The following is a 26,041-nucleotide window of genomic DNA, read 5'->3' as shown; positions in this document are numbered from 1 at the left end:
TTACTATGACTAACAAATATACATTTCATCATCTCCATATGAGAAATAATACCGTCGCAAGATTGCTTCCTGCAGCTATGCTCGCCATTTTCTGTCAAACATCTGCAAACGCCCAAGAAAAAGCGCCAGCAGAACGGCAAAGTCGCAACCGGATGCTAGAAGAGGTGGTGGTCACGGCCACCAAACGCGCCGAAAATTTACAGGATGTGCCGATTTCAATGGCCGCGTTTAGCGGCGATATGCTGGCAGCAATGGGGGTTGACGACCCAACCGACCTGCAAGCCATCACCCCAGGCCTCACCTACAATTCCGCCACCGGCTTCTCTATAGTATATTTACGTGGTGTCGGCTCCGACGCATATCTTATGGCAGACCCCAGTGTCGCCACCTACATCGACGGCGTTTACTACCCTTTCTCCAGTGGTCTTGCGCAGTCATTCGGACGTGTAGAGCGAATCGAAGTCCTAAAAGGCCCCCAAGGTACGCTGTTTGGCCGCAACACCACCGGTGGTGCCATAAGCATAACCACAGAAAAGCCAAATATAGAGGAGTTCTACGGTTCGATCGAAGCCAGCTACGGCAGCTTCGACACCAAAAAAGCCAGCGGGATTATTAACATCCCCATAACTGATCACTGGGCGACTACCCTTGCTGTTTTTCATAATCTGTCTGACAACTACTACACTTTTGATTCAGACTCTATTCAACAGGGTATCCCTGAAGAAGTGGCCAAAGGCTATCGCCTAAAAACCATGTTGGCCTATGAAAACTTCGATGTACTTCTAGCTACTGTTCGTGTCGATCAGTCTGGATTTAACACCGCCTTGGCTCCAAATACCAACCCCTCCGCTCTCACAGCATCGCTGGGTGGCGAAAAGCAAGCACGCAACCACACCGCATCCGTAAACGCGCCAATTAATTTCGATATTGACAGCACAGTTTACTTTGCAGAGACTAACTTCCGTTTTAATAAGTTTGACAGCAAGCTAATACTGAGCAAGCAATCCTTGCTCAACCCTGAATGCCTTACCGACTTCGACGGCACCAACGCGCCAATCATATCCTTTGGCTCACCAACATTTTCAGACGTTAAAACTGCCGAATTGCAATTTATTTCTAATGAAGACAGTTGGGGATCAAGTTGGCTTGAGTGGATAGGTGGGTTCTACTACATCGATAGCGTAGCCGGCTTAGATCCGAAATTCTCACTATTCGGCGGAGAACATGGCGACGTACTCGGCATACCCATTAGTGACGTACTAGCTTTACTTCCGACGCCATTATCAAATTTACTTAATTCCGTACCCCTTACCGGCGGCGTCAACTTAGGTCTTCATGGCTTGCTCTCAACTGAATCAACAGCCGCCTTCCTACAAACCACATTTAAACTAACGGATTGGGCAGAGTTAACACTGGGGGGACGATATCAAGAAGAAGAGCGTATCGTGCTGAAATCAAGTACACAAATACTCAGTGGAAATGACTCAGAAACAACTTTGCTTGACTGGGCCAATGACGGCGTTGGAGACACATCGGTGGAGTCCACCAACTTCTCGCCCAAGGTCGCTTTGAACTTCTATCCCAACGATGCGCTCATGATCTATTTGAGCTGGCAAGAGGGCTACAAAAGCGGAACATTCAACACTATTAATGTCACCGACGACATCGACTATGCAGAACCCGAAGATGTTGTAGCCTACGAGCTAGGCGCGAAGTATTCCAACAGCAATGGATTTACTCTTAACGGCGCCATATTCCAAACTGAAATTGAGAATATCCAAGTACAATTTACATCGCTACTAAACGGTGGCGCAGTCACCTTTGAAAATGCCGGCGCAGGCCGCATTCGCGGCATTGATTTTGATTCAAAGATATTGGTTTTCCCCAGTCTAGTAGACGACTTGGTTTTCTCCCTAAGCGGCGCTTATCTAGACGCTATTTATACCGACTATAAAAACGGCTCCGGATTCGACGAAGAAACTGGCATATTCGTCGGTGGACAAGACTTTACCGGAAATCGCATGGTGCGCACTCCCGAATACACCGCCACGATGGCAATAAGCAAAACATTTATGTTCAAACCGGGGCCGCTTGAAGTGACAGTTGATGGCTATTATAACTCTGGCTATCCCTATCAGGCGCAAAACACCTTATTTTTTGAAGAGGAATACTACTTAATTAATGCCCGCGCCAGCTTCTTGATCGAGGAATGGGATCTACGGATAACCGCCTCAGGAAAGAACCTAAATGACGCCGTTTACGCCTACTCACAATTCCCCAACGATTTTGGCCGCCTAGAAGCACTGGCACCACCGACTAACTACAGCCTTGCGCTGCAATGGAATTTCTAATTGAGTAGATAACTCGTTGGCAAACGTGACTACGTCCGTTTGCCAAAATAAGGACAAAAATAAATGTCTACCAGCAATTTTGAACTCTTTTGGATTACTGCGGCGCTACTCTTACTTAGCTACAGCATTTACGATTCACACCGCAGCGCTAAACTAAGTCGCCACTTATTATTTTTCATCTGTGGCGGCAGCTTATTTTGGCAAGAATTTTACGCCGATTGGGGGGTATTTTTAATCTGGAACACTGACTTCCACATGATGCCCTGGGGGAAAACCCTGTGGACTATCGAAAACAAACCCTGGTTCAACATTGCTGCCTACCCAGTCTTTATGTGGGCGGCGTTCACCTGTATTTCAGCATTTCTGAGCAGAGTAAAATGCGCTGATCGCCCCCTGCAATTACTTATTGTTTGCGCAATGGTCGCCGGGCCAACGCTATATGGTTTCAATGTCGTTACCGAGTACCTCGCCGTCGCTAAGGCTGGACTTTGGACTTACACCGACACCATCGGTCCAGCGCTGCGTACCGAAGCCGGTACTATGCCGCTACTTTACCCCGGTATTCCCTTTGCCATGTTTGCAGTTTTACTGGCTTTTTTACAGCACTACCGCAACGCCAAAGGTCAACTCCATATTGAGGAAGTTTTCAGCAAAAAGAATCTAAATGACCGGCCAATAGCAAAAATATTTTTCTGGATTCTAGTATGGAACAGCTGCTACTGGCTTGCCCTATGCACACCACTTATTTTGATTAGGAATTTCTCGTAAATTGTTAAGAATCGATTTTATGTAAAGCATATCTAATTAAGCAAAACAGGTAGCGGCCGTATTCGGCCGCTACCTCTTCCAGTTACCATATTTAACTGTCTTTACTTTTCGACCGGCGCAAGCGCATTAGGTCTTTTAAACCGCTAAATTTATCTCCCGCTTTTCTGCTATAAACAGTGCGAATAGCCGCACTAGCGGTTTCATAACTATTTGGGTTATTGGGTAGCATACTAAATGCAAACGGAAGCCGAATCCGTTCATCTAATACTGCCTTAGCGTGACACAGCGAGCGCAATCCATCGCGCCCACCGATGCGACCAAAGCCGGACTGCTTTACTCCGCCAAAAGGTAAGTCGCCAACGAAATAGGTCATTCCACCCAATTCATTTATAGAGCACATACCCGATTCTACGCGACGTGCAATCGAATTAGCCCGCGCCTTGCTACCGGAAAACACACTGTTTGAAAGTCCAAAAGGCGTGCTATTGGCAATTTCCACTGCTTCATCATCGCTATGAAAACGACATAACACCAAGACTGGCCCGAAAGTTTCTTCCTGCATTATTGGCATCGAGGGATCAACATCGGCAAGAATCGTTGGCGCATAATACTCACCCTGCTCGGTCAAAACACGCTTACCGCCAGTAACCAATCGCGCGCCTGCAGCTATCGAATCATTCACCAATTTTTCAACGAGCGCTAACTGAATAGGTGTATTCATAGCCCCCATATCCGGCCGAGCACCACCGAGCGGATTACTCTGCTGAAACGCGTTTACGGTCTCAGTCGCCAAGGATTCAAATTGTTTATAAATTTTGTCGTGAACCAATATACGCTCAGAAGCGATACAGTTTTGACCGCTGTTAAGAAAGGTTCCGGTAATAGCCGCATATAGCGCCTGATCGATATTGGCATCCTCACAGACAATAAACGCATCCTTGCCACCAAGTTCCATCGTTACTGGAATTATGCGCTCCGCACTCGCCTCTATGACTCGGCGCCCATTACCACACGAACCGATAAAAATAATGCCATCGACCGAGCGCACCAAGGCGTTGCCGGTTGCACCAAAACCTTGGACAATCTGAATAAGATCAATCGGCGCACCTGCCGCCTTCAAGGCATCGTGAAAAATCTTTACAAATTGCTGGCTAGACCAAGCCACCCACTCGCTTGGTTTCAACACGACAGCATTACCAGCGAACAATGCGGGAACCACGGGCATCATCATATTCTGAAAGGGATAATTCCACGGAATGATTCCGCCGATAACGCCTCTGGGATGGTATTCAATGCGGGCATTTTTATGCAGCATAAATCCAGATGAGACTTTCTCGTCACGAAGATAGCGCTCGCCATTTTTGACAGTCCAGCGAATTTTTTCACAGGCGGGTAGCACTTCACCCAGCAAGGCATTTTCACGAGTCTTGCCAGCATCCCTAGCCACCATCTCACAAATTTCATCGCTGTGTTCAAGAATATAATCTAGGATATTTTCAAGAACTTTGCGCCGCTGAGCAAAACTAGAGTGCTTCCATTCACTCTGCGCCTTGCGCGCCCGTGCCACGACCTCTTTAACATCATTCTCAGAATCTACTCGGACTTGACCTAGAACGGCACGCGTTGCTGGTTCAAAACAATCGATAACATCACTATTCGGATTTGGCCCAGTAATAGCGCTTAATTGAACTTCCATATTATTTCTCTTTAAATTTGAATGCCTTATTTACAAACCGGACTGCCTACTAAGCCTCAATCTTTATTACCTAAAATATAACTGATTAACCGTCATTTCTCAATCAATTACACAGTGATTTATAGATTAGAATAGGCTCGATTATCATCGTATACTCGTTGTATTTTCTTCATATAAAAACATGAAATCAGCAAACTCACCCCACAACAAGAAGAAAACATTTCTAACTTCACTTATTATATTAATAACGAATAAAAATCATTTTATATATATTCAAACATTCCGACATGCCGCGCTACAATTCTATAATCCGCCAATACAGCTCAAGATAACTGAATTCAGTTAAACTCAAATAACTTCCCAGCGCGCGCCACATCACAATTTACAAACAAGGCATTCTGGGCCTATTGATACATAATACAAAAACTGATAGTTTATTATTTATAAGTAGTTGACACCTACTCTAATAACATCTCAACTAATAATGGATAAAATAATATGAGCATTAAAAAGTTCGGCCTTGTCAGCACTACCCTGCTCGCTATTTCTATAAGCTCACATGCTCAGGTTCCTGTAATTGGCAACCTTCTGGCTGGCTTCGAAAATGGCACCCTATCTCTTGATTCGTTAGTGCTTAATACCTTTCCAGTTCAATTCCTTAGTAGCTCACCGCTCAGCTCTCTAAGCGCGCTTACAAGTTTGGGTAGCTCAGTATTGACCAACCCACAAACCTTATTAAACTTAGGCACCACAACTGGACTTCCTATACTTCAGGACCTTATCCCTCCGGTTGACATCCTCACCACAGATCCCACGGCGCTGCCAAACTATTTGTTAAGCGGCGGCACAATATTAGCGCCGGCTTTAGGCGCAACCTTACCCATTCCCGTACTTGTTATTCCGTTATAAATTCATCTGTGGGTAGTTTGCTACATAGCAAGCCACCCACAAATTTAAGACAACTCTTACATGGACACCGCGTCCAACAACTCCTGATAGGACTCTCGAATACATTCAGAGTAAAACGCCGGATCCGGCATAATTTTCCGACACGCAGTAACATTAACGGCCATCTCGCCGCAATAACTGCTGATGACATGAGTTAAGGATATATTCAGTAAAATCGGCCCACCGCCAAACATTTTCACCGCTTTTGCACCGGTAAAATACAAGGGAACTTGCGCACCTGGAACATTGGTAACAATGGTATTACACAGTAAATCGCGCCCCATTTTTTGAGATACCGACAACGCCGTTTTCGCCATATACGCCAGAATTTGCCCTGGCATCACTGTCGACAAACTGGCCAACTCTTTGGCACCAACTGCATTCAAATAGGCCTTGTTATCAAACATCGCGCTACAAATTGCCTGAAGCCGCTGTTGCGGGTTCTCAAGCTCAGTAAATAATTTTGTCGTCTGCGCGCTTATTTCATTCCCACCAGCGCTGCCAGCACTGCGAGTAGATACCGGCACACCGGCAACCAAGGAGCCATCGGGCAATTCATTTTTTGCAAGTAAATAGCGCCGCAGTCCTCCAGAAACAATAGCCAACGCGACGTCATTGACCGTGGCACCTTCAACCAGAGACCGAATTTTTTTAATATCACTCAATGGAAAAAAGCAGGCATCAAATACCCGATACGGTGATGGCGTTTGATTAAAGCGCGTGTGCGGCACCCGCAGCCCCGAACTACTGCGCTTTTCGATCGACTTGCCGGCACGCAGCGCGGGAAAAATTTTGCGCAACACCTCAAAAGTATGTGTTGGGCGAGTAAGCATTTTCTTGCCCGCACGATAAAGCAATGAATATTGACCTGGCGCAGACTCAGCCTGCCATGGCGGCGCAAGCCGACCACCTGTCGATTCTGGGCTTAAATCTTGCAATACCGACAATAATTCAGCACCAGAAACACCATCCATACAGGCGTGGTGAATTTTGTAAAGTACAGCAAAAGAACCTGGCGGAAGGCCTTCGATGTTATCCAAACCTTCAATAACAATTATTTCCCACGGCGGGCGGCTCAGATCTACTCGCTGGGCGATCAAGCGTGAGATTAATATACAGAACTGGCGCCAATCTCCCGGCTTGGGTAATGCGATGTGACGCACGTGAAACTCTAAATCGAAATGCTCATCATCGACCCAATATGGATCATCCAAACTCAACGGCGGAAATATTAGTTTGCGACGAAAACTCGGCGCCAAATGCAGTCGCGACTCTATATTGTCGAGAATAGCTTTAAATCGAACTACGCCGGTTTCCGTCGAGGAAGGCTCATAAATAATCAATGGGTTTAGTTGATTTGGCGCATTAGGCGATTCGATATATAACATCAAAGCGTCAATAGGGCTTAATTGCTGCATAGAAACTCCCTCATACAATATTTGAACGATAAGGCCCAACGTTGAATCGCGTTTAGTGCACCATTACAGCATTACCTTCATTTACAAATTCGGGCTCTTTAAATAATAGACACAGCGGAGTGATAATAAAAAAGCCAAGTGCCCCCAACCAACAAACATCGCCATGGGCAATCCCCCCAGACTGGATTTTTACCATTCCAGACAGCACTTCACTTGACACGCACGACATACAGAATTCAGCAATCTGTGTAGCGCTTGCACCTAGGTTTTCAAGACTTTGGTTATTCAGCCGATCCGCCAAGAAGAAATTATGCATATCACTACGATGGGTCCACACAGTGGCCGTAATCGCAGCGCCGGCGCTTATCCCAAAAACACGAAAAAAGCCCGACACACTGGTTCCCGATGTTAGCTGATCTGGCCTTACCGATTTGGTAACCACATCAAACAGCAATAAATAAAATAAGGTATTTACCACCCCAAATACAGCACGCGGCCAAAACTGCTGATCAAAAGAAGCCGTATAAGGAATGCTCCCAATCCAAACTAACACCACCCCATTAAGCAATGAAAATATTGCCATGGAGCTTCGAAGGGGCATTCGATGTAAAAATGCCCCCAGCACCAACGCAGCCAGTCCACCACCTATTCCGTATCCTGCGGAAGCCAAACCCGCTTGAGTCGCACTGTAAGAAGCTACCTGTTGTAGCCACAGTGGCGTCAGAATTACCACCACACAGGTAATTACAGTGCCAATGAAAATCATCGCAACCGCTAAGCTGTAATTTCTTTCTTTAAATAGCGAAAAATCGATAATTCGATGTCGCTCAAAGCGCTCCCAAAGTAAAAAGCAAACAGCGGCAACAACACCGCCCATAGCCAAATTTCGAATAAGTGCAGACTGAAACCAATCATGTTGCTGACCGTGATCCAGCATGAACTGCAGACAAGCAATCCCCACAGCTAAGAACAGTAAACCAACATAGTCCACCGGCACTTTTAAAACCCGAGATTCTCGGTCCTTTAATGCGAACCAGCTCGTACCAATTGAAATTAATCCTAGCGGGACATTAATAAAAAATATCCAACGCCATGAAAAATTATCGCTAATCCACCCTCCTAAGATGGGCCCAATAACCGGCGCGCCTAATACCGTCATTGACCAAACACCAAGGGCAATACCGCGAAGTCGTTCAGGGCAATTACTCAATAATAAGGACTGCGATAAGCCGAGCAAAGGCCCGGACACCAAGCCCTGCAAGAATCGAAATACGACCAACCCCATTAACGAACCAGCAAAGCCACACAGTGCCGACATCGTCGTAAAAAGCATGGTGGAGACAAGAAACACCCGCACCTCGCCAAAGCGACGAGTCAACCAGCCAGTTAACGGTTGCACCACGGCCGAACCCAATGCGTAAGCACTAATAACTAATAAACCTTCGTTAATACTAACGCCTAAACTTCCCGACACCGCCGGCACCGAGGTATTCACTATCGTGATATCTAGTACCTCCATAAACACGGCCAGCGTCACACCGATGCTCATTAGTAGTAAGGGCATACCCTCTAAGGGCGGGTAAGTAGGCTCTTCAGTCATTGGCGAACTCACCGCGCCAACTCTTCTGAAATAATTTTGTCCGCTTCCGCCTGCCCCTCTAGCAATGACCAGCGCGAAGTTTCTCGCAGCTCTGGCCCATGCAATGCACTGCCGAGGGGGCTACCACTGCGGTTTGAGGTATCTACTTTTACCGCTGCAGATAAACCAATCTTTAAGGGGTAAGCTTGTAATTGCTCGGGATCTAAATCGATTCTAACTGGTAGGCGCTGCACTACTTTCACCCAATTGCCCACTGCGTTTTGGGGCGGAAGCAAGGAAAATACCGCGCCTGTGCCGGCGCTAAAACCACTGATACGACCGGTATAAATGTGCTCATCACCATAAATATCAGTTATTACTTCAACTGGCTGATTTACTCTTAGTGTCGCCAACTGACTCTCTTTGAAGTTCGCCTCGATCCACATTGTATTTTGCGGAATAATCTGCAGCAGTGGTGTATTTGCAATCACACCCTGGCCAGGTTGGGCCGACATCATTACCACATCACCCGCAATAGGCGCGTAAATTTTAGTGCGCTGGTGCGCCAGCCATGCCTCAATGACCTTTGCACGCGCGGCGAGAACCGCTGGCGAAGCTTTAATATCTTCATGCCCCGCATACACTTGACTTGACAATGACCTTAGTTTGGCAGCGCGATGCTCCGCCTCCGCCAATTCTAAATCGACCCGAGATTGGTCAATCTGCTCCTGGGTCACTGACTTACCTAGCAATGGCTCTCGGCGCGTTAAATTCAATTCAGCCAACTTGCGACGCAACTTACTAATTTCGACCTGAACCTGATCGTAACTGGCATTGAAATTCTGCTGCTTGCTATTGCGCACCGCCTCGCGCAATGCAGCTTCCGCCAAAGCCAGAGCGATTTCAATATCAGCATCATCTAAACTCAGCAATAACTGTCCCGCCTCCACGCGCTGCATTTCTAAAATATTTAGCGAGGCGATTCTGCCGTGAATTTCAGAGGTAATTGCAACATGATAGCCTTCTACATATGCGTTTTTTGTCGATTCCGAAAGACTACCCACCTTAGTCCACCATATTGACCAAGCCAAATAGATGACAATTAATAACGCGGCGAAAACGCCGATAGACAACATTTGCTTGTAACGATCAGACAAACCATTTTTTTCCACAGCGTGGTTATTTTTATCTAAATTCACACCTAGCCATCCTATGCAAACTAATTCAATCTAAAATTAAACCGCGGACACATTCCGCAAGACGTTCAGGGCACTCCAACATCAGGTGATGATGGGCATCTTCAAAAACAATCAACGAGCGACAGCGCGATAACTGGGCAGTGGCTTGCGCGCGCTCAAGACTCACCACGCCACCCAAGCCAGCCAAAATAAAATCGCAAGGAATTGACAAATCCCTGAGTAATTCTTCATCGTCATCACTTGGATCTAATAGCGGCAATTTAGGATCGTAGGCCCACGACCACCCACCTTCAACCTTGCAAAGCGATGCCGCCGCCAGCGCTGCGCGCCGACGCTCAGGAATAGGCTGACGCGGGGAAGTCCGAAAACGTAAGATTGCCTCATCTTTGTTAACATAAACTCGCGTATTACCAATAGCAGCGCCAGCTGGAATATCGTAATCAGGGCCAACCATAAAAAAACTGTCAACTAAAACAAGCTGTCGAATACGCTCGGGGTATTCGCGGCATAAGCCAACTGTTTGATGACCACCCCAGCTATGGGCCACAGCAACATCTACCACTAAATCGAGCGCCTGTATAACCGCAATTAAATCGCGGATCCCCTGACGCTGATCGTAGCTATCTCGCCACGTACTCTGCCCCATTCCAGAAAACTCAGGCACAATAATACGATAATTCCCCGCAAAAGCAGTGACGACTTCGTCCCACCAATGGGCATTGGCTCGATAACCGTGCACAAATAACATAACGGGGCTATTCGGCTGCGCGGGTAACTCAAACACATTTAAAACCGCACCGTCGGCGGGGATGCGATGTCGCACCATATTACTGTCGATCACACGCATAATCCTTTACTGCGACCATGCTCACAAAACAAGTAGTGGCGCTTGGTTTGCCAGATGATCATTGTTAAGCGACTTAGACACATTAAAGACCGCGAAACACCGGTTTACGTCGCTCAAAAAATGCCTCAATCGCCTCACTAAAATCCTCACCCGTGGCGGTTGTGGCAAACGCCTCCGCCTCTGCATCTAGTTGCTGCGAGAGATTATTGTCATAACTTTGACGCATTAATTTCTTTATATTTGTCATCGCAGCAGGAGAGCTAGCGACAATACGCTCAGCCAATTTTTTAGCCTCGATCTCGTGCTGCCCTTTGTCGACATGACGATTAATTAAGCCCAGGCTCATGGCTTGTTCTGCACTAACATCATCAGATAACAACGCAATTTCCAAGGCTCTGCGCACACCAACAATTCTCGGCAAAGACCACGAGCCAGAGCAATCTGGACTATTGCCAACCTTGGCGTAGGCCATATTAAAGACCGTGCCCTGCTCTGCTACGGCCAGGTCGGCCGCCATTGCCAAGCTCATACCTGCGCCTGCTACAGCACCATGTAAACAGGCAATCACTATTTGCGGCAGGCCTGCCATTAAACTCACCGCGTCATGAATGGGGCCTATCAACGCTTCAGCGGCGGCGTGCTTATCACTCGCTTCTCGGAAATAATTTAGATCGCCGCCAGCCATAAACACCCGACCTTCGCCCCGCAAAATAACGGCGCGAACCTCGGTATTTTGAGCGAGCTCAGCAAAGATATCTCGCAGCGCAATCGCCATCTCTACATTGATGGCATTCAGCGCCTTGGGGCGATTCAAACAGACCTCGGCGATGGCGCCGTTAATCGTCAGCAGGGCCGTTGGAGCAACGTAATTCATATTCTTAGACCTCAGGAAAAGACTTCAAACAAGCCTGCCGCGCCCATGCCGCCGCCAATACACATTGACACCACCACATACTTCACACCGCGACGACGGCCTTCAATTAGGGCGTGACCGACCATGCGCGCACCACTCATGCCGTAAGGGTGGCCCATTGCAATCGCGCCGCCATTAACATTGAAGCGTGCGGGGTCAATGCCCAGCGCATCCCGGCAGTACAAACACTGCACAGCAAACGCTTCGTTCAATTCCCACAGCCCGATATCGTCTACGCTAAAACCATGACGCTCAAGCAATTTAGGAATCGCATAAATTGGACCAATACCCATTTCTTCTGGAGCATTGCCCATTACCGCCATACCCACGTAACGCCCCAGCGGCGCCAAACCGCGCCGATTGGCTTCAGCGGCTTCCATCACCACGCAGGCGGCGGCGCCGTCGGATAATTGGCTGGCATTGCCCGCCGTAACGCAACCGCCGTCAACAACCGGCTGCAATGATGCTAAGCCCGCCAAGGTGGTGCCGGGTCGGCAACCTTCATCGCGTTCGACAGTCACATCGCTATAGCTCACTTCACCGCTGCCTTTGTCTTTGAAGGCTTGATTCACCGTGACAGGAATAATCTCCTGATCAAAACGACCATCAAGCTGTGCCTGAGCCATGCGCAATTGCGAGTCCAGCGCGTAAGCATCTTGCACCTCGCGACTGACCTTATATTTTTTAGCGACAAACTCCGCAGTTTCGAGCATCGGCATATATGCGTGCTCATGAAATTTGAGAACCGCCGGGTCACGCTCGTCCCGCGCCCACTTAAAATAAGGGGCATTCATTGCGGTAATATTCTCTACGCCACCGGCAACTACCACGTCCATGCCATCGACGATGATTTGTCGCGACGCAATAGCAATCGCCATTAAACCCGATGAACACTGGCGATCAATGGTCTGCGAAGCTACCGTCACCGGCAGACCCGCTGCCAAGGTCGAGGCTCTGGCAACGTTTAAACCTTGGGTACCCGCAGTAAGCACACAGCCCAAGATTAAATCTTCTACCTCATCGCCAGCCAAACCCGCGCGAGCAACTGCCCCACGGATTGCCGCTGCGGCAATACTGGGCGACTTGGTGTTATTAAAAGCCCCTTTATAGGCTTTAGTAATGGGGGTTCGGGCTGTTGCCACTATCACCGCTTCGCGCACACTGCCTCCATAGCATTGACTGTATAGCTAAATATGAATAGCATAAACTAACATATAGTCATTTATTGTAGCAATAAATATTGGAGCGCAAGATCGAATATATCTGCAATTTAAACGCTTAATATAGCCGCGAAACCTACTACTACTACTCGGCTTATCATCTTTTTATAAATGAGATATCGTCCTTTTTACAAAGAGATTACACACCAAATAACACCGAGACCCATAATAACAATGACCAATGCCTCTAACATCACACCCAAACACCTAACGCTTCTAGGGAAAAACCAAATCAAGCTAAAGGCAGACAGCTTTGGTACAGATGACGCACCCACCATCCTCCTTTTGCATGGCGGTGGACAAACTCGGCAGTCGTGGCAGGACACAGCGCAAACCCTTGCCACACACGGATATCACGCTATTAGCATAGACCTGCGTGGTCACGGCGAATCCGACTGGGCAAGCGACGGTAACTACCAATTTGAGTCAATGCTCGACGACATTGCTGCCTGCTGTAAACAGCTTGCAGGCCCAGCAATTTTAGTTGGCGCCTCAATTGGCGGCGCATTATCGCTATTACTTGCAGCTCACACCCCAGAGCTGTGCCGCGCATTAGTATTAGTCGATGTCAGCCCAAGCATCGACATTAGTGGCGCGCAGGGTATTGTCGACTTTATGCGCGCCCATCCTGACGGCTTTGCAAACCTCGAAGAGGCCGAAATAAGTATTGCCAAATACAACCCAAACCGCGCTCAGCAAGCCAGTCAAGCGGGCCTCCGCCGAGTACTTCGCCAACGCACTGACGGCCGTTGGATATGGCATTGGGACCCACAATTTATAAGTGGTGACTGGCAAGGCAAAGTCGCCGAACTCAGCGCATTGATGCAGTCGGCCGCCCCAAAAATCAGCCAGCCCAGCTTATTAATTCGCGGCCAATTAAGCACCATTGTCAGTATGGCCAGCGTCGACGAACTTAAGCGCGACATCCCCCACCTCAAATTTGTCGATATCGCCGGCGCCGGCCATATGGTCGCGGGTCATCGCAACGACATAGCTAGCCAAGCACTACTTACATTTCTCGAGGAGATACCAAGCCAATGAAAGCAGATGCCATAGTGTTTATTCACGGTGGACAGCACGATGCGCGCTGCTGGGACCCAACACTGCTCGCGCTTAGAGAGCTGACCTCAACCCCCCTGCTCGCGGTTAATCTGCCGGGGCGCAATGGTGAACCTGGTAACTTAAGCTCGCTAACTATTGCTGAATGCGTTCACAGCGTACTCAAACAAATTCGCGAGGCAAGACTGCAGGGCAAGCTCATGTTAGTAGGCCACTCTATGGCAGGGATTAGTATGCCCGCGTTAGCCGCAGAGCTAACTGAGGCAAACCTGCACAGCATGGTGTTTATTAGCTGCTGCATACCTAAAGAGGGCTACAGCGTAGTTGAATCGCTAGATCCCCCGATGGCACCGATTGCGAAATTCGCGGCCAAATACCTGAAAACCTTCCCGCCGCTGCCAAAAGCATTTGCCAGCTGGGTATTTGGCAATGGCATGACTCGGCAACAAAAGCAGTTCTTAGTAACCACCCTGTGCCGAGAAACAACCACCATCACCCGCGAAAAGGTAAGCCGCATCAACATGCCACAATGCCCGCGACACTGGATATTGCTTGAGCGAGATCGCGCCATAAGCCCAAGCCGTCAGCGCGAATTCATCAACAATTTAGGGGGAGTCAGCAGCATTGAAAGCGTGGACGGCTGCCACGACATCATGATCGCTGAACCAAAACTACTCGCCGAGAGGCTAACACGTATTAGCAAGACCTGAAGAAGCAATAACCAACACACAATCAGTCAAAATGTAGAAAAAGAAAATCAATGAAATTCAGCTTATTGCTTTGCTATATAAGAATAAATAACCAATTATTAGTTTTAAAACTTACACATTATAAGTTATTATTGGCATCATACTGACAGTTCTGCGCTGCGACATTCCGCCGTGAATTATCCCGCGCCTCCAATCGAGACATGACACTATGAGCTCAGCAAGTAAACAGAGCACAGCCCAGCAACTCAATTACGAGGCCGTCATGAACTGGCCTTTCGAATCGCTAACTGAGGCCTACAACAAAGATGACTGTATTGCCTATGCACTAGGCATTGCCGCCGGTACCACCGCCAGCATTGAGGCCAATGAGCAGGTGTACATTGGCGGTGACCAGTTCAAAGCCTTACCAATGATGGCAATTGTGCTAAATGAAGGCAGCATGTGGACCATGAACCCCGAGACTGGCATAGATTGGCGCAAAACCCTGCACGCCGAGGAGTCCATCACCATCCACAAACCAATTACTACTGCCGCCACCCTCACCGCCAACTACCACGTAGAGGAAGTGTATGATCGCGGCCCAGGCAAAGGCGCTTTTATGTATGAACAAAGAGTGCTCAGCGACAAAGACAATAGCCCAGTTGCCACCATACGCATTGGCACATTCTTAACAGGTAACGGCGGCTTTGGTGGCGACGCCACCCACACTCCCGCGCCGGTTAAAGTCCCCACCGACCGCAAGCCAGACCAACAACTAGACTTGCTAACCCCCAGTCGCGACAACACTCGCTACCACCTTGGTGAGCAATTTGTTGGCGCGCTAAAAAATATTCCCGGCGCCGAGGGCAAACCACCTCTACGCGGTGTTTGCGCCTTTGGTGTTGCGGGTCGCGCACTGCTGCATATGGCCTGCGCAGACCAGGCAGAGCGCCTTAAGCATATGGGGCTGCGCTACAAGGCGCCGATATTTGCAGAAGAAACGCTACGCACCGAAATTTGGTATGACGAATCGCCGGGTAAAGCCTACTTCCGAGTTATTTGTATAGAACGCGACACCGTAGTAATGGACAATGGCATATTGGAATTTGAGGTGATTTAGAGAAACTCTGATTCTACCTGAAACAAAGCTAGCCCAGTCACTGGGCGCACGCTGCAGCGCCACACTAGGGAAGCTCTGGACAACCCGGCGATATTCCAGGCTTTGCCTTGGCATGCCTAGCAAGGCGAAGCTGTGAAGGAAGGCTGGTTGCCTTTCAATCAGTTTCAACGCAGCTAGGTGTGCTAAGGCAAAGCCCCTACGGGCGGGTCTTTGGGGCGCACTGGACGGTGTCGCCGACCTCGCCAAGGACAACCAGCCTTGGCCTTCGCTCGGCTCCTTGCCAGTACGCCCCAAAGACTCCGCTGGGCTATTACCGGGTTGTGCAGAGCTTCCCTAGATACTTACCGGAACAAAAGTTTATCAAACCCTGCATTGCAGAAACGAACCACTCTCAATGTAGCTTTACGCTCGCTGGCTAATGCACCTTAAGCTAAATGCAAGCCATGGGCTAAATCACAGGACAAGGCCATCTCTGGATTGGCATTGTCGACCGCTAGACTGGAGGAAAAGATGACCTCCAGCACAAACAATAAGTACTAAAAAGCCCTAATTACGAGCGCCTTGCAACAAGCCCTGCAAGTTCTCGCTCATCACCTTGCGTACATCCGATTTCGGTAACACCGCAAACTCACTAACATAATCCAGCGGCTGCGCCAGCCCCTCGGGATGCGGAAAGTCGCTACCAAACAAAATCCGCTCTACCGGAATCAATTCCGCCAGTTCACGAATATTGTCTTCGTAAAAGGGCACTACAAAAACGTGCTTGTGAAATTGCGCCACCGGATTCTGCTTAAAATATTTCGGCATTTGCCCGTACACCACCTGCAAACGGTGCAATAGCGCTGGTAACCAGTGGGCACCATTTTCAACTGACGCCACCCGAACATTCGGAAATCGCTCAAACACACCATGACAAATTAGGGCCGACAAGGTGTCACTAATAGCCCGACCCAAGGCATCCAGGCAAGCTTTAAAGGGGGTAGGCTCAAAGGGAATCCACTCTTTGCCACCACCCTCCCAGCGTCGGCTCATATCGTCGTAGCCAGAATCTGAGGCGTGCAGGCATACAAAAATACCCGCCTCGTTTACCCGCGCCCAGAATGGGTCGAATTCGCGATCACCCGGTGAACGGCCACCTAACTGCCCCGGCACCGGTGCAGGGCGAATACCGACAACCCTTGCCCCGCGCTGTAGCGCAACGTCTAACTCCTTCACAGCCAGATCGACATCTGACAAATTGATCATGGCCACAGGATACAGGCGCTCGCTGCGCGCAAAACCCCACTCATCCTCCACCCAGCTATTAAGCGACGAAAATAATGCGGCGATGGATTCTGGCTTGTGGCCCAGTCGCGCCTCAACGACCGATGCCAAGGTTGGAAACACTATCGAGGCATGAATGCCCTGCTGATCTAACTCTGCTAATTTACCTTTTCCTGTGCGCCACAACTCTGGCGGCGCTAAAGGCTTGCCACTGAGCTCACGCATACTTAAACCATCATGATTCTGACCACGATACCATTTCTCGTGGGCACCCGGCGCGGCGACTACCGCAAAATCAGGATTGGGTATATAGTCCGTAATCACTCCGGCAATCGCCAATTTCTTGCGGCCATTAATGTCAATAAACTGAAAATCTTTAGCAAATTTTTTCGGCAAGTGGCGAAGAAATGCCTCTTCACTTTCGTAGAGATGGCTGTCGGCATCCCACACCGGAAAGTCGAGATTATCGGCGGTCATTTTGGCCGCCGCGCTGTCGCTGCTATCTTTTATATCAAACTCACTATCGTATTATTTTCAAAGCGAAGAAATTCAGCTGGCCGCCCGCACTTCCATAAACCCATTGTCGATGGCCCGTACCTCGCGCCCTGCAACCGACACTCTAAAATAAATGCCCTCTGCTTCTCGCCACACTTCAGTACGCAGGGTTTCGCCGGGATAGACCGGCGCGCTAAAGCGGCAATCCATACTTAGCATTCGTGATGGCTCATTGTCGCAGCACAGTGTAATCAAGCTCGCGCAAGCAACCCCAAAGCTGGCAAGACCTTGCAGGATTGGCCGCTCAAACCCTGCTTTTTCCGCGATTTCTGGGTCGGCGTGCAAAGGATTCATATCGCCGTTTAAGCGGTACAACAAAGCCATCTGCGCCGAGGTCTGCTGCACGAGGGCGGCATCCGCAGGCCGTTCAGGGATTTGATGAGTAACTGGCTTGAGTTCTTGATTGCCGCCCATGCCACCATCGCCACGGCAAAATACCGTCTGCACCATGGTGCAATACAAGGTATCGTTATCTTGGTCCAGCAGTTGGCGCTCGAAGTAAACCAGTGCGCCTTTGCCCTCGCCCTTGTCGATCACATCGACAATACGGCTGCGGGCCACAATATTGGCCTCACTTGGCAAGGCTTGATGCATCGTCATCGACTGGCCAGCGTGAAGAATTTTCACCCAGTCTAAGCCGCTGTCCAGATCCCGCGCCCAAAAGCCGGGATGAGCGAGGGTCATCGATAAGCTCGGCAGCACTTTTAAGTTTTTCTCGTAAACAAAATCCAGCTCGGCCAGATTCATAGGGTCGCTTCCCAAACCCAAGCTCAGCGCATACAGCTGGCAGTCTTTCGCCGTGTAGTGCACGGTCTTTTCCGGCACCTTTAGGGCCAGTAATTTTTCATAGCTGGTCGCCATGTTATTTAGTTTCCTGTCAGTGAAGCTTGGCTCAGAAATTATTTGCCCTTAAAGCTCGGTTTGCGTTTTTCAAAAAACGCCTTAACCCCTTCCTGGTGATCTTCGCTAAGATACAGTGCGGGCTGGTAGTCCACCTCGGCGCGCAGGGCATCTTCCAGCGATCCAAAGCCCTTAGCATACGCAGCTTTAATCAGCGCGATGGGCATGGGCGCTGCACTGCAAAATGCCTCGGCGCGCTCAAAGGCCACCGCCAGCGCGCAAGTTTTGGCGGCGCCATGGTCAATTAGACCTAGGGTTTGCGCAGTCGATTGATCTAATACCTCAGCACTAAAAAATAATTGCTTGGCTTTAGGCACACCCACGCGCTGAGCCAAGGTCCACATAATCCCCATATCGGGAACCAGACCCACCTTATTGAACACTGCGCACATGGAGCTGCCTTCGGCGGCCACCACCACATCGCAGGCCAGCGCAAGTGACATACCCAAACCAAAGGCCACACCCTCAACAGCACACACCACTGGCTTGGGGCCAGCCGCAAGCAAACGCACAATATGGTGGGCGTGCTCGATACGCAGGCGGGAACCCAGAATGGGCCTATCGGCCTGCATGGCCGACACATCGCCGCCGGCACAAAAATGCTCACCACGGCCACTTAAGACAATGGCTCGGCAATCTTCGTCGGCATGGGCTTCGCGCAGCGCATCGGCCAATAGCGTGGTCATTTCACGACTAAGAGCATTGCGACGCTTGGGATTATTCAGCTCAATATGCGTAATGACACCCTGCTTGCGCAGAATAATGGGGCTGTCTGATGACGTGGATTCGCTCATGATCTTTCCCGATGTGAATTCTCATGCAAAAAAACGGCGAAACCATTGCCCAAGGCTAGACATGGTTCGCCGTTTTTAAGGCTTATTTATTTACCTTGAAAAACAGGCTTGCGACGCTCGCGGAAGGCGTTAATCGCCTCCTGATGATCTTCGGTCTGACCGGCAATATGCTCGTAGGCCATGCCCGCATCCATCATGCTATGGGCCAATTGCTTTAGGGGAATATTCACCACTTGCTTGGTCCAGCGAATCGATTGCATTGGCATGGCCAACAGGCGATCACAGTAGGCATCTACTGCTGCATCCAATTCTTCAGGCGCAACTGCCTTGTGAATCAAACCCATCTCTTGGGCTTCTTTACCCTTGATGACTTCGCCGGTAAACAGATAGTGCTTGGCGCGGGCATAGCCCATCAGCTGTGGCCAAATTACGCTGCCACCGTCACCGGCAATCAAGGCGACGTTATTGTGCGGGTCGCCAAACTTAGCCGCTTCTGTTGAGAAGGTGATGTCGGCCAAGAAAGACAAGGTGGTGCCCAAGCCAATCGCGTCGCCGTTAACCTTACAAATTACCGGCTTTTCGCAATCCAGCAAGGTGTACACAAAGCGCTTGGCCTCGCGAATGGTGCGGTGCATTAATTCAGGGTTGTCACGCAGCTTTTGCATATACTCCAAATCACCACCGGCAGTGAAGGCGCGACCCGCACCGGTCACCACAATAATTTCACTCTCCAAATCCTCGGCGGCGTCAAAGAACACCCGCGACAATTCTTTATGGCCAGTTTCGCTGAAGGCATTCAACTTCTCTGGGTTGTTCAAAATAATATTAAGCACCTTGCCGCGACGCTCAAACTTGAAGAATTCATAACGATCAAAAAAAGACATATTGCTCACTCCGTTGCGAGATTTTTATAGTGTTGACTCAGTGCCTAAGACCAATGTTGCTTCACTGGACAAGGTGCCACCATTGCCATGAGAGACGGCGAGATTGGCGTTGGCGACTTGCCGCAGCCCTGCTTCACCACGTAATTGCATGCAGTTTTCTATTATCGTGAACAAGCCGTACATACCCGGATGACAGCAGGACAAGCCGCCGCCATTGGTGTTGACTGGTAAACTCCCCCCCGGCGCAATAGCACCACCAGCAACAAAATTGCCACCCTCGCCCTTGGGACAAAAGCCTAAGTCTTCGAGGAATAAAATGGTGTTGATCGAAAACGCATCGTAAACATTGACCACGTCCATATCGACGGGTTTATAGCCCGACAATGCGAAGGCGCGCTGACCCGACTCTGCCGCGGGGGTCACCGTGAGGTTTTCCATTTGGTCAACATTGGAGTGCCACACTGCGGCCGCGCCGCCCAATAAATACACCGGCTTTTTCACTAAATCTTTAGCGCGGTCGGCGCGGGTCATGACAATGGCCGCACCGCCGTCGGTAATCAGGCAGCAATCAGTTTTACGCAGCGGATCAGACACCATTCGTGAGCTGATGCAATCTTCAATCGTCAACTCACCCTTGCCAAACATAAAGGCATCGGGGTTTAAGTTTGCCCAAGCCCGAGCGGCCACCGCGACCTCGGCCAAATGGGTTTCGGTGGTGCCAAATTCATACATATGCCGCGCCGCTGCCAGCGCATAAGACGACAGCGGATTCATTGGCCGGTAGGGCTTTTCATAGGGCGAGGCTTGACGCATCGACACCAGACCGCCCGCACCAGTGCGTTGATTACTGCCGTAGCAAATCAAGGCAGTATCGATATAACCCATCTCCAGCAAGATCGCGGCATTAATGGCGTGGGAGAAAAACGCCGAGCCACCCGTGCGATTATTGTCGGTAAAGCGCGGGCGAATGCCGAGGTATTCCGCCGCCGCCAAGCCCGACAAGGCGTCGTCACCAGTGCACACAAACAAACCGTCAACATCACTTAATTTTAAATTGGCATCAGCCAGTGCCAAGTGGGCAGAGCGCGCCACCAAGTCCATGGCTTTATAGCCGTGGGCCTCGCCCATGCCAAAGGTGGCAGCACCGACAATCGCGGATTTCCCTCGGGGAAATTTTTCCATACTACTTCTCCTAAAACTTTTTTATCCGCGTGAACGCGCCAGACCCAAGGCTTGCTCGGCGACCAGGCTGCGCTGAACTTCGCTGGTGCCGCCGTAAATGGTGGTGCCAATAGACTGCCGATAACCAACTTCAAGATGACCAAGGCCGTCGCGCTGCTGAACCACACTGTAAGGCGCGCACATATCCATTAAATCGTCGGCGTCGCGCTGATAGTATTCGGTGGCAAACAACTTCGCCATCGGCCCCCAGTAGCGATTGTGAATACGTTCTGACATACACCATATGGCGCGATAACACAGCAAGGTAGAGACTTCTAAATGCACTTTAGCGCGCGCCAAGCGGCTGGCCGTTTGATTATCTGCCAATAGAGGCTGACCATCACGCTCGGCGGCAAGCGCCCACTTCTCGGCGGCGTGGAATGCGGTGACATGACCGTGGCGATATTGATCTGCGGAGCCGTGCTCCATCTCTAAGGTAGAGGCCATGACTTTAAGGCCGCCATCCACCTCGCCAACCAAATATTTGGCGGGCAACTTCACATCACTAAAATACACAATATTTGTGCGTTCATCTTGCAGCGTGTGCACGGCATGGACTTCAATACCGGGTAAATCCATCGGCACCAAAAACACACTCAAGCCCTTGTGCTTGGGTTTATCGGTATTGGTTCTGGCCAATAAAAAGCAGTAGTCGGCGAGATTGGCGGCGGTGGTAAAAATCTTCTGGCCGTTAATCAACCAATCGCCATTTTCCTGGGCTTCAGCGACAGTTTTTGCGGCAAACACATCACAGCCGCAGGACGGCTCAGTAAAGCCCATGCAGGCCAATGATTCACCGGAGCCGAAGCGTCCCAAGGACTCAGCCTTGGCCTCCTCGGTGCCAAATAGCATAACGATCTGCGCCACCTGATTGGTAATGGGGGCAGTCACATGCTCCCAACCCTCGGCCTCGATCACTGCGACCATCGCCGCTTGCTCATAAGCACTTTTACCAAGACCACCGTATTCCGCAGGCCAATGGGGAAACAACATACCTTCTTTGGCGGCGAGTTTATTAAACTCAGGGTGAAACCCATCCACCGAATGGTGGGCGTGGGCGCGCAACTCCGGGGTCATATGCTTGGCAAAAAACGCGCGGGTTTGTTCGGCAAAGGCGTCGGCGTCGGCGCCCAAGCTGTAATCCTGATGATTTTCACCGGCATCGACAAGTTTGGTCACTGGCGCAGCGGCGCGCTGCGCTGGCCACAAGCGGTCGGCAACAGCTATTAACACACGCTGCGCGTCTCCAGCACAGGCTGGCCAGGCTTTGGCGCGACGATAATACATTTGAATATCGTATTCCAAAGACACACCGTAGCCACCAAAGGTGCGCAGCGCCTTGGCCATGGCCTTAGAGCTGATTTCTGCCGCCCACCAAAAGGCCATAGCCACACTTGCAGCGGCATCACCGCGCCCTGTTGCCAGCGCCCACACGGCTTTGCGGGTCAGCAGTTGTGCGCCCTCAGCTTGCGAAATAGCATCAGCCAAGGGATGTGAAATACCCTGAAAGCTGGAAATCGGCACACCAAATGCCTTGCGCTCATTGGCGTACTCCGCCGCAAGGCGTAAACCTTGCTCGGCCAAACCACTGAGCGCGGCGGCGCATAACACCCGCCACTCATCGCAGGCGGCGGTAAATTCGGCCATTGCCTCGGCACCTTCGGCCACGATGTAATCACTTAAGTTTACCGCTTCATTTAACAATGCCAGCGCGCCACTACCTAAATTGGCAACAGGGCTAAATTGCGCTTTGCCCAGCAAATACACCGCATTGCTATCGGCGAGCAGAACATAATCGGCCACAGCGGCGCCATTAATCGGCATTTGGCGATTACAAAACGATTGGGGCAAAAAGGTGATCAATGCGCCTTCGGCAAGTTCTGTTAGCGCTGCTGAAACGACATCACCGCCAAATTGCGCCAGTAAACGCGACGCAGCCATGTGTTCAAACAAGGGCACTGAGGCGAGGTGTCGCCCCGCCTGCTCGGCGACCAGCACTGCGTCTAACAAACTGCTGCCTAAGCCACCAGCCTCTTCCGGCAAACGCATTAAATTTAAACCCATATCTTGTAACTGCTGCCATAGGCTGGGATCGAAACCAGTGGTTTCGGCGGCACGCACGCGCTCACCACTAGACTCAGCGGCAAACAAGCGGGCCACTGATTCCTGCAACATGTTTTGTTCATCAGTTAAATACAAGTTCATTGGTTTTATCGGTCTCTATGCAAGCATTGCAATAGATAATAAACTAACATATATTCAGTTTTCAAGTGGCAGTTTTACGCAGCTGCAATAAAAACCCAACACCAGACAGATAACAAAGAGAGATAATTGTGAGAAACCACGTGCCTTTTACACTTGCTGACACGCTGGAAGACAATGCTCAGCGCTTTTCCGATCAAGCCGCCTACTTAATGGGCGGCAATAGCATTACGCACCGTCAGCTTCTAGAGCGCGCCAAGCGCATTGCCTCTGCCGCCGAAAACAGCGGCCTGCAACGCCAAGACCGCGTTGGTGTATTGTCGATGAACAATCTCGCTTACGGCGAGCTGATGGCCGCCTGCCAGTGGAGCGGATTGATCTTATCCACGGTTAACTTCCGCCTTGCCGGGCCTGAAATTGCCCACATCATCAATGATAGCACCCCTAGCATACTGTTCTTTGAAGCCCAGTACAGCGAGCTGCTTGCTGGTCTTCGCGAACAATTACCCAGCATAAAAACCTATGTCTGCATCGACGGCCACGTTGACTGGGCCAGTGACTACGAAGCCTTTATCGCCACCGGCCAACCCGAAGGTTCAAGCTTTCGCGCCCGCGAAGAAGATATCGCGGCACTGATCTACACCAGTGGCACCACCGGCAAACCCAAGGGTTGCATACTCGGCCAGCGGGAAATGCGCCTCGGCGCGCAGACCATGTCGGTGGAAACCCGCTCGGGGCCAAACGACCGTATTTTATTGGTCATGCCGCTGTTCCACATCGGCGCCATGGCGATGGGCATGGGCATTCACTTTCGCGGCGGCACAGTGGTACTCCACCGCCAATTTGACCCCGCAACGCTACTTAAAGCAGTCAATGACGACGGCGTTAGCATCCTTCATTTGGCACCAACATTAGTGCAGATGGTGCTCGACCACCCTAACTTACAAGATTGCGATTTCAGCAAGCTCCACACCATTGTCTATTCCGCAGCCGCCATGCCCCTGCCCCTGCTCAAGCGCGGCATGGACTTACTCGGCCCCATCTTTATTAATCTCTACGGCCAAACCGAGGTCTTTAGCTCGGGACTGCTGCGCGAGCAACACCGCCCTGACGGCAGTGAGCAGGAAAAGCGCTGGCTGACCTCAGTAGGCCAACCCTTTCCCGGCACCCGGGTTCGCATAGAAGATGACAATGGCAATATTTGCCCGCCCGAAGTCGCCGGTGAAATTGTGGTGCAATCCACCGCCATGGCGCGGGGCTACTGGAATAATCACAAGGCCACTCTGGAGACCTTCCGAGATGGCTGGTGCTATACCGGCGACGTTGGTTTATTTGACGAAGACGGCATGCTGTATCTGGTTGACCGCAAAAAGGATGTGATTATCTCCGGCGGTGAAAACATCTACTCCCGCGAAGTGGAAGACGCCATTCTCAGCCATAAGGCCATTAGCGAGTGTGCGGTTATCGGTTTGGCAGACGAAAAATGGGGCGAGTCGGTTTGCGCCGTTGTCGTAATGCGCGAGGGTGAGCGCCTGACCGAGGCCGACGTCATAAGCCATTGCCAAACCATGATCGCCAGCTACAAAAAGCCGCGCACGGTGATTTTTGCCGACAGCATTCCCAAAATGCCCACGGGCAAAATCGACAAAGTAAGCCTGCGTAAACTCTACTGCTAGGAACAGCGAGGCGATGAAAGCACTCGATTTATTAGGGCAAAGCGCGCTGCTCATCAATGAGTGTCAACGCGGCCTGCTCGAGGCGGAGCACAGTGTGCTTCCCGCCATTACCGAGCACGCCACGGCGCGGCAAATAGTGCCCAAAATCGCCGCACTCGCTGCAGCATTTCGGGAGCGTGGCCTACCGGTAATTTACATTAACGTAGAACACCGCGCCGACTTCGCTGGGGTCAGTATCAATAATCCCGCCGTGGCCTATATTCGCCACAAAAAGGGGCTTGTTGAGGGTAGCCCGCAAGTGGAAGTCGTCGCCGACCTTACCCCCCACGCAAGCGATCATATTGTGCGCCGATATTCTGGCATGACCGCTTTTTACGGCAATCAGCTGGAGTCTTTACTTCACAATTTAAATTGCAAATGTTTGGTGCTAGCTGGGGTATCAACTAATGCGGCTATACCAGGTATGTTGCTCGGCGGCCTTGATCGTGGCTATCAGGTCGTCATTCCTGAAGACGCTATCGCTGGCTCCAGTCAAGAAGCCCATGACGCTATTCTTCATCACATGCTGGCGCCACTGGCTACCGTTACCAATAGCACTGAACTTACCCACTTGCTATAAGTAACAAAACATTAAAGTTTAGACACCCAATTGACATATCGTCAGTTTTTTAAAAGAATATATCTACAGCGTTGAATTAATACCTACACAAGTACCATTACCCTAATAACAGGATCAACT

The 26,041-nt window shown here is 50.3% G+C and carries 21 protein-coding genes; 8 read left to right on the top strand and 13 right to left on the bottom strand.

What is annotated here, in order from left to right:
* Positions 1-5 precede the first annotated feature (5 nt).
* On the top strand, positions 6-2,351 hold the full coding sequence (locus AB4876_RS16680; RefSeq protein ID WP_368382873.1) for a TonB-dependent receptor: 2,346 nt from the start codon (positions 6-8) through the stop codon (positions 2,349-2,351).
* 63 nt (positions 2,352-2,414) lie between these two features.
* Complete coding sequence (locus AB4876_RS16675; protein WP_368382872.1) at positions 2,415-3,119, top strand: spirocyclase AveC family protein; 705 nt, start codon at positions 2,415-2,417, stop codon at positions 3,117-3,119.
* A 91-nt stretch (positions 3,120-3,210) separates the two neighbouring features.
* Here the strand turns inward: AB4876_RS16675 and AB4876_RS16670 are convergent, their stop codons facing one another.
* A complete protein-coding gene (locus AB4876_RS16670) occupies positions 3,211-4,815 on the bottom strand; it encodes an aldehyde dehydrogenase family protein (RefSeq protein ID WP_368382871.1) in 1,605 nt (534 codons plus the stop codon).
* Positions 4,816-5,313: 498 nt separating this feature from the next.
* On the opposite strand from AB4876_RS16670, the gene AB4876_RS16665 reads away from it, so the two are divergent.
* Complete coding sequence (locus AB4876_RS16665) at positions 5,314-5,724, top strand: hypothetical protein (protein ID WP_123182080.1); 411 nt, start codon at positions 5,314-5,316, stop codon at positions 5,722-5,724.
* 56 nt (positions 5,725-5,780) lie between these two features.
* Here the strand turns inward: AB4876_RS16665 and AB4876_RS16660 are convergent, their stop codons facing one another.
* From AB4876_RS16660 to AB4876_RS16635, 6 genes are all read right to left on the bottom strand, one after another.
* Entirely contained in the window at positions 5,781-7,181 is a 1,401-nt protein-coding gene (locus tag AB4876_RS16660) for a WS/DGAT/MGAT family O-acyltransferase (protein WP_103682543.1), read from the bottom strand.
* Positions 7,182-7,233: 52 nt separating this feature from the next.
* Positions 7,234-8,781: a DHA2 family efflux MFS transporter permease subunit gene (locus AB4876_RS16655; RefSeq protein WP_368382870.1), complete on the bottom strand. Its 1,548-nt coding sequence runs from the start codon at positions 8,779-8,781 to the stop codon at positions 7,234-7,236.
* 8 nt (positions 8,782-8,789) lie between these two features.
* On the bottom strand, positions 8,790-9,959 hold the full coding sequence (locus tag AB4876_RS16650) for an HlyD family secretion protein (protein ID WP_368382869.1): 1,170 nt from the start codon (positions 9,957-9,959) through the stop codon (positions 8,790-8,792).
* A 25-nt stretch (positions 9,960-9,984) separates the two neighbouring features.
* A complete protein-coding gene (locus tag AB4876_RS16645) occupies positions 9,985-10,800 on the bottom strand; it encodes an alpha/beta fold hydrolase (protein ID WP_368382868.1) in 816 nt (271 codons plus the stop codon).
* Positions 10,801-10,888: 88 nt separating this feature from the next.
* Complete coding sequence (locus AB4876_RS16640) at positions 10,889-11,680, bottom strand: enoyl-CoA hydratase/isomerase family protein (RefSeq protein ID WP_368382867.1); 792 nt, start codon at positions 11,678-11,680, stop codon at positions 10,889-10,891.
* A gap of 11 nt (positions 11,681-11,691) precedes the next feature.
* Positions 11,692-12,879 carry an acetyl-CoA C-acyltransferase gene (locus AB4876_RS16635; protein WP_368382866.1) on the bottom strand — a complete coding sequence of 396 codons (1,188 nt, stop codon included), beginning with the start codon at positions 12,877-12,879 and terminating at the stop codon, positions 11,692-11,694.
* Positions 12,880-13,113: 234 nt separating this feature from the next.
* Between AB4876_RS16635 and AB4876_RS16630 the strand changes: the two genes are divergently transcribed.
* The 3 genes from AB4876_RS16630 to AB4876_RS16620 all read left to right on the top strand — a co-directional run bounded on the left by AB4876_RS16630 (position 13,114) and on the right by AB4876_RS16620 (position 15,807).
* Positions 13,114-13,980: an alpha/beta fold hydrolase gene (locus AB4876_RS16630; RefSeq protein WP_368382865.1), complete on the top strand. Its 867-nt coding sequence runs from the start codon at positions 13,114-13,116 to the stop codon at positions 13,978-13,980.
* On the top strand, positions 13,977-14,708 hold the full coding sequence (locus AB4876_RS16625) for an alpha/beta fold hydrolase (protein ID WP_368382864.1): 732 nt from the start codon (positions 13,977-13,979) through the stop codon (positions 14,706-14,708). The genes AB4876_RS16630 and AB4876_RS16625 overlap by 4 nt, the downstream gene beginning before the upstream one ends.
* A gap of 208 nt (positions 14,709-14,916) precedes the next feature.
* On the top strand, positions 14,917-15,807 hold the full coding sequence (locus AB4876_RS16620) for an FAS1-like dehydratase domain-containing protein (RefSeq protein WP_368382863.1): 891 nt from the start codon (positions 14,917-14,919) through the stop codon (positions 15,805-15,807).
* Positions 15,808-16,353: 546 nt separating this feature from the next.
* On the opposite strand, the gene AB4876_RS16615 is transcribed toward AB4876_RS16620, so the two are convergent.
* From AB4876_RS16615 to AB4876_RS16590, 6 genes are all read right to left on the bottom strand, one after another.
* Complete coding sequence (locus tag AB4876_RS16615) at positions 16,354-17,547, bottom strand: amidohydrolase family protein (protein ID WP_368382862.1); 1,194 nt, start codon at positions 17,545-17,547, stop codon at positions 16,354-16,356.
* Positions 17,548-17,619: 72 nt separating this feature from the next.
* The gene (locus AB4876_RS16610) at positions 17,620-18,486 is read right to left on the bottom strand and encodes a MaoC/PaaZ C-terminal domain-containing protein (RefSeq protein WP_368382861.1); all 867 of its coding nucleotides are present in this window, start codon (positions 18,484-18,486) and stop codon (positions 17,620-17,622) included.
* Positions 18,487-18,524: 38 nt separating this feature from the next.
* Complete coding sequence (locus AB4876_RS16605; protein ID WP_368382860.1) at positions 18,525-19,319, bottom strand: enoyl-CoA hydratase/isomerase family protein; 795 nt, start codon at positions 19,317-19,319, stop codon at positions 18,525-18,527.
* Positions 19,320-19,405: 86 nt separating this feature from the next.
* Positions 19,406-20,203 (bottom strand): enoyl-CoA hydratase/isomerase family protein, encoded by a 798-nt coding sequence (locus AB4876_RS16600; RefSeq protein ID WP_123182068.1) that lies wholly within the window; start codon positions 20,201-20,203, stop codon positions 19,406-19,408.
* A 24-nt stretch (positions 20,204-20,227) separates the two neighbouring features.
* Positions 20,228-21,385 (bottom strand): thiolase family protein, encoded by a 1,158-nt coding sequence (locus AB4876_RS16595; RefSeq protein ID WP_368382859.1) that lies wholly within the window; start codon positions 21,383-21,385, stop codon positions 20,228-20,230.
* 21 nt (positions 21,386-21,406) lie between these two features.
* Positions 21,407-23,629, bottom strand: coding sequence for an acyl-CoA dehydrogenase family protein (locus tag AB4876_RS16590; protein WP_368382858.1), 2,223 nt, complete (start codon positions 23,627-23,629; stop codon positions 21,407-21,409).
* Between the two features lie 140 nt (positions 23,630-23,769).
* Between AB4876_RS16590 and AB4876_RS16585 the strand changes: the two genes are divergently transcribed.
* Entirely contained in the window at positions 23,770-25,302 is a 1,533-nt protein-coding gene (locus AB4876_RS16585; RefSeq protein WP_368382857.1) for a long-chain-fatty-acid--CoA ligase, read from the top strand.
* Between the two features lie 13 nt (positions 25,303-25,315).
* On the top strand, positions 25,316-25,921 hold the full coding sequence (locus AB4876_RS16580) for a cysteine hydrolase family protein (protein ID WP_368382856.1): 606 nt from the start codon (positions 25,316-25,318) through the stop codon (positions 25,919-25,921).
* Positions 25,922-26,041: the final 120 nt, after the last annotated feature.

The sequence above is a fragment of the Zhongshania guokunii genome (assembly GCF_040892635.1).
GTDB lineage: Bacteria > Pseudomonadota > Gammaproteobacteria > Pseudomonadales > Spongiibacteraceae > Spongiibacter > Spongiibacter guokunii.
Note: the sequence above shows the minus strand (reverse complement) of the source record. Positions and strands in the feature narration are given on the sequence as shown.

Excerpts from the sequence above, each read along its gene's own strand:
- AB4876_RS16620 (WP_368382863.1), top strand. The coding sequence starts at position 14,917 with ATGAGCTCAGCAAGTAAACAGAGCACAGCCCAGCAACTCAATTACGAG.
- AB4876_RS16680 (WP_368382873.1), top strand. The coding sequence starts at position 6 with ATGACTAACAAATATACATTTCATCATCTCCATATGAGAAATAATACC.
- AB4876_RS16590 (WP_368382858.1), bottom strand. The coding sequence starts at position 23,629 with ATGAACTTGTATTTAACTGATGAACAAAACATGTTGCAGGAATCAGTG.
- AB4876_RS16660 (WP_103682543.1), bottom strand. The coding sequence starts at position 7,181 with ATGCAGCAATTAAGCCCTATTGACGCTTTGATGTTATATATCGAATCG.
- AB4876_RS16630 (WP_368382865.1), top strand. The coding sequence starts at position 13,114 with ATGACCAATGCCTCTAACATCACACCCAAACACCTAACGCTTCTAGGG.
- AB4876_RS16655 (WP_368382870.1), bottom strand. The coding sequence starts at position 8,781 with ATGACTGAAGAGCCTACTTACCCGCCCTTAGAGGGTATGCCCTTACTA.
- AB4876_RS16615 (WP_368382862.1), bottom strand. The coding sequence starts at position 17,547 with ATGACCGCCGATAATCTCGACTTTCCGGTGTGGGATGCCGACAGCCAT.
- AB4876_RS16580 (WP_368382856.1), top strand. The coding sequence starts at position 25,316 with ATGAAAGCACTCGATTTATTAGGGCAAAGCGCGCTGCTCATCAATGAG.
- AB4876_RS16625 (WP_368382864.1), top strand. The coding sequence starts at position 13,977 with ATGAAAGCAGATGCCATAGTGTTTATTCACGGTGGACAGCACGATGCG.
- AB4876_RS16600 (WP_123182068.1), bottom strand. The coding sequence starts at position 20,203 with ATGTCTTTTTTTGATCGTTATGAATTCTTCAAGTTTGAGCGTCGCGGC.
- AB4876_RS16665 (WP_123182080.1), top strand. The coding sequence starts at position 5,314 with ATGAGCATTAAAAAGTTCGGCCTTGTCAGCACTACCCTGCTCGCTATT.
- AB4876_RS16640 (WP_368382867.1), bottom strand. The coding sequence starts at position 11,680 with ATGAATTACGTTGCTCCAACGGCCCTGCTGACGATTAACGGCGCCATC.
- AB4876_RS16605 (WP_368382860.1), bottom strand. The coding sequence starts at position 19,319 with ATGAGCGAATCCACGTCATCAGACAGCCCCATTATTCTGCGCAAGCAG.
- AB4876_RS16610 (WP_368382861.1), bottom strand. The coding sequence starts at position 18,486 with ATGGCGACCAGCTATGAAAAATTACTGGCCCTAAAGGTGCCGGAAAAG.
- AB4876_RS16670 (WP_368382871.1), bottom strand. The coding sequence starts at position 4,815 with ATGGAAGTTCAATTAAGCGCTATTACTGGGCCAAATCCGAATAGTGAT.
- AB4876_RS16675 (WP_368382872.1), top strand. The coding sequence starts at position 2,415 with ATGTCTACCAGCAATTTTGAACTCTTTTGGATTACTGCGGCGCTACTC.
- AB4876_RS16595 (WP_368382859.1), bottom strand. The coding sequence starts at position 21,385 with ATGGAAAAATTTCCCCGAGGGAAATCCGCGATTGTCGGTGCTGCCACC.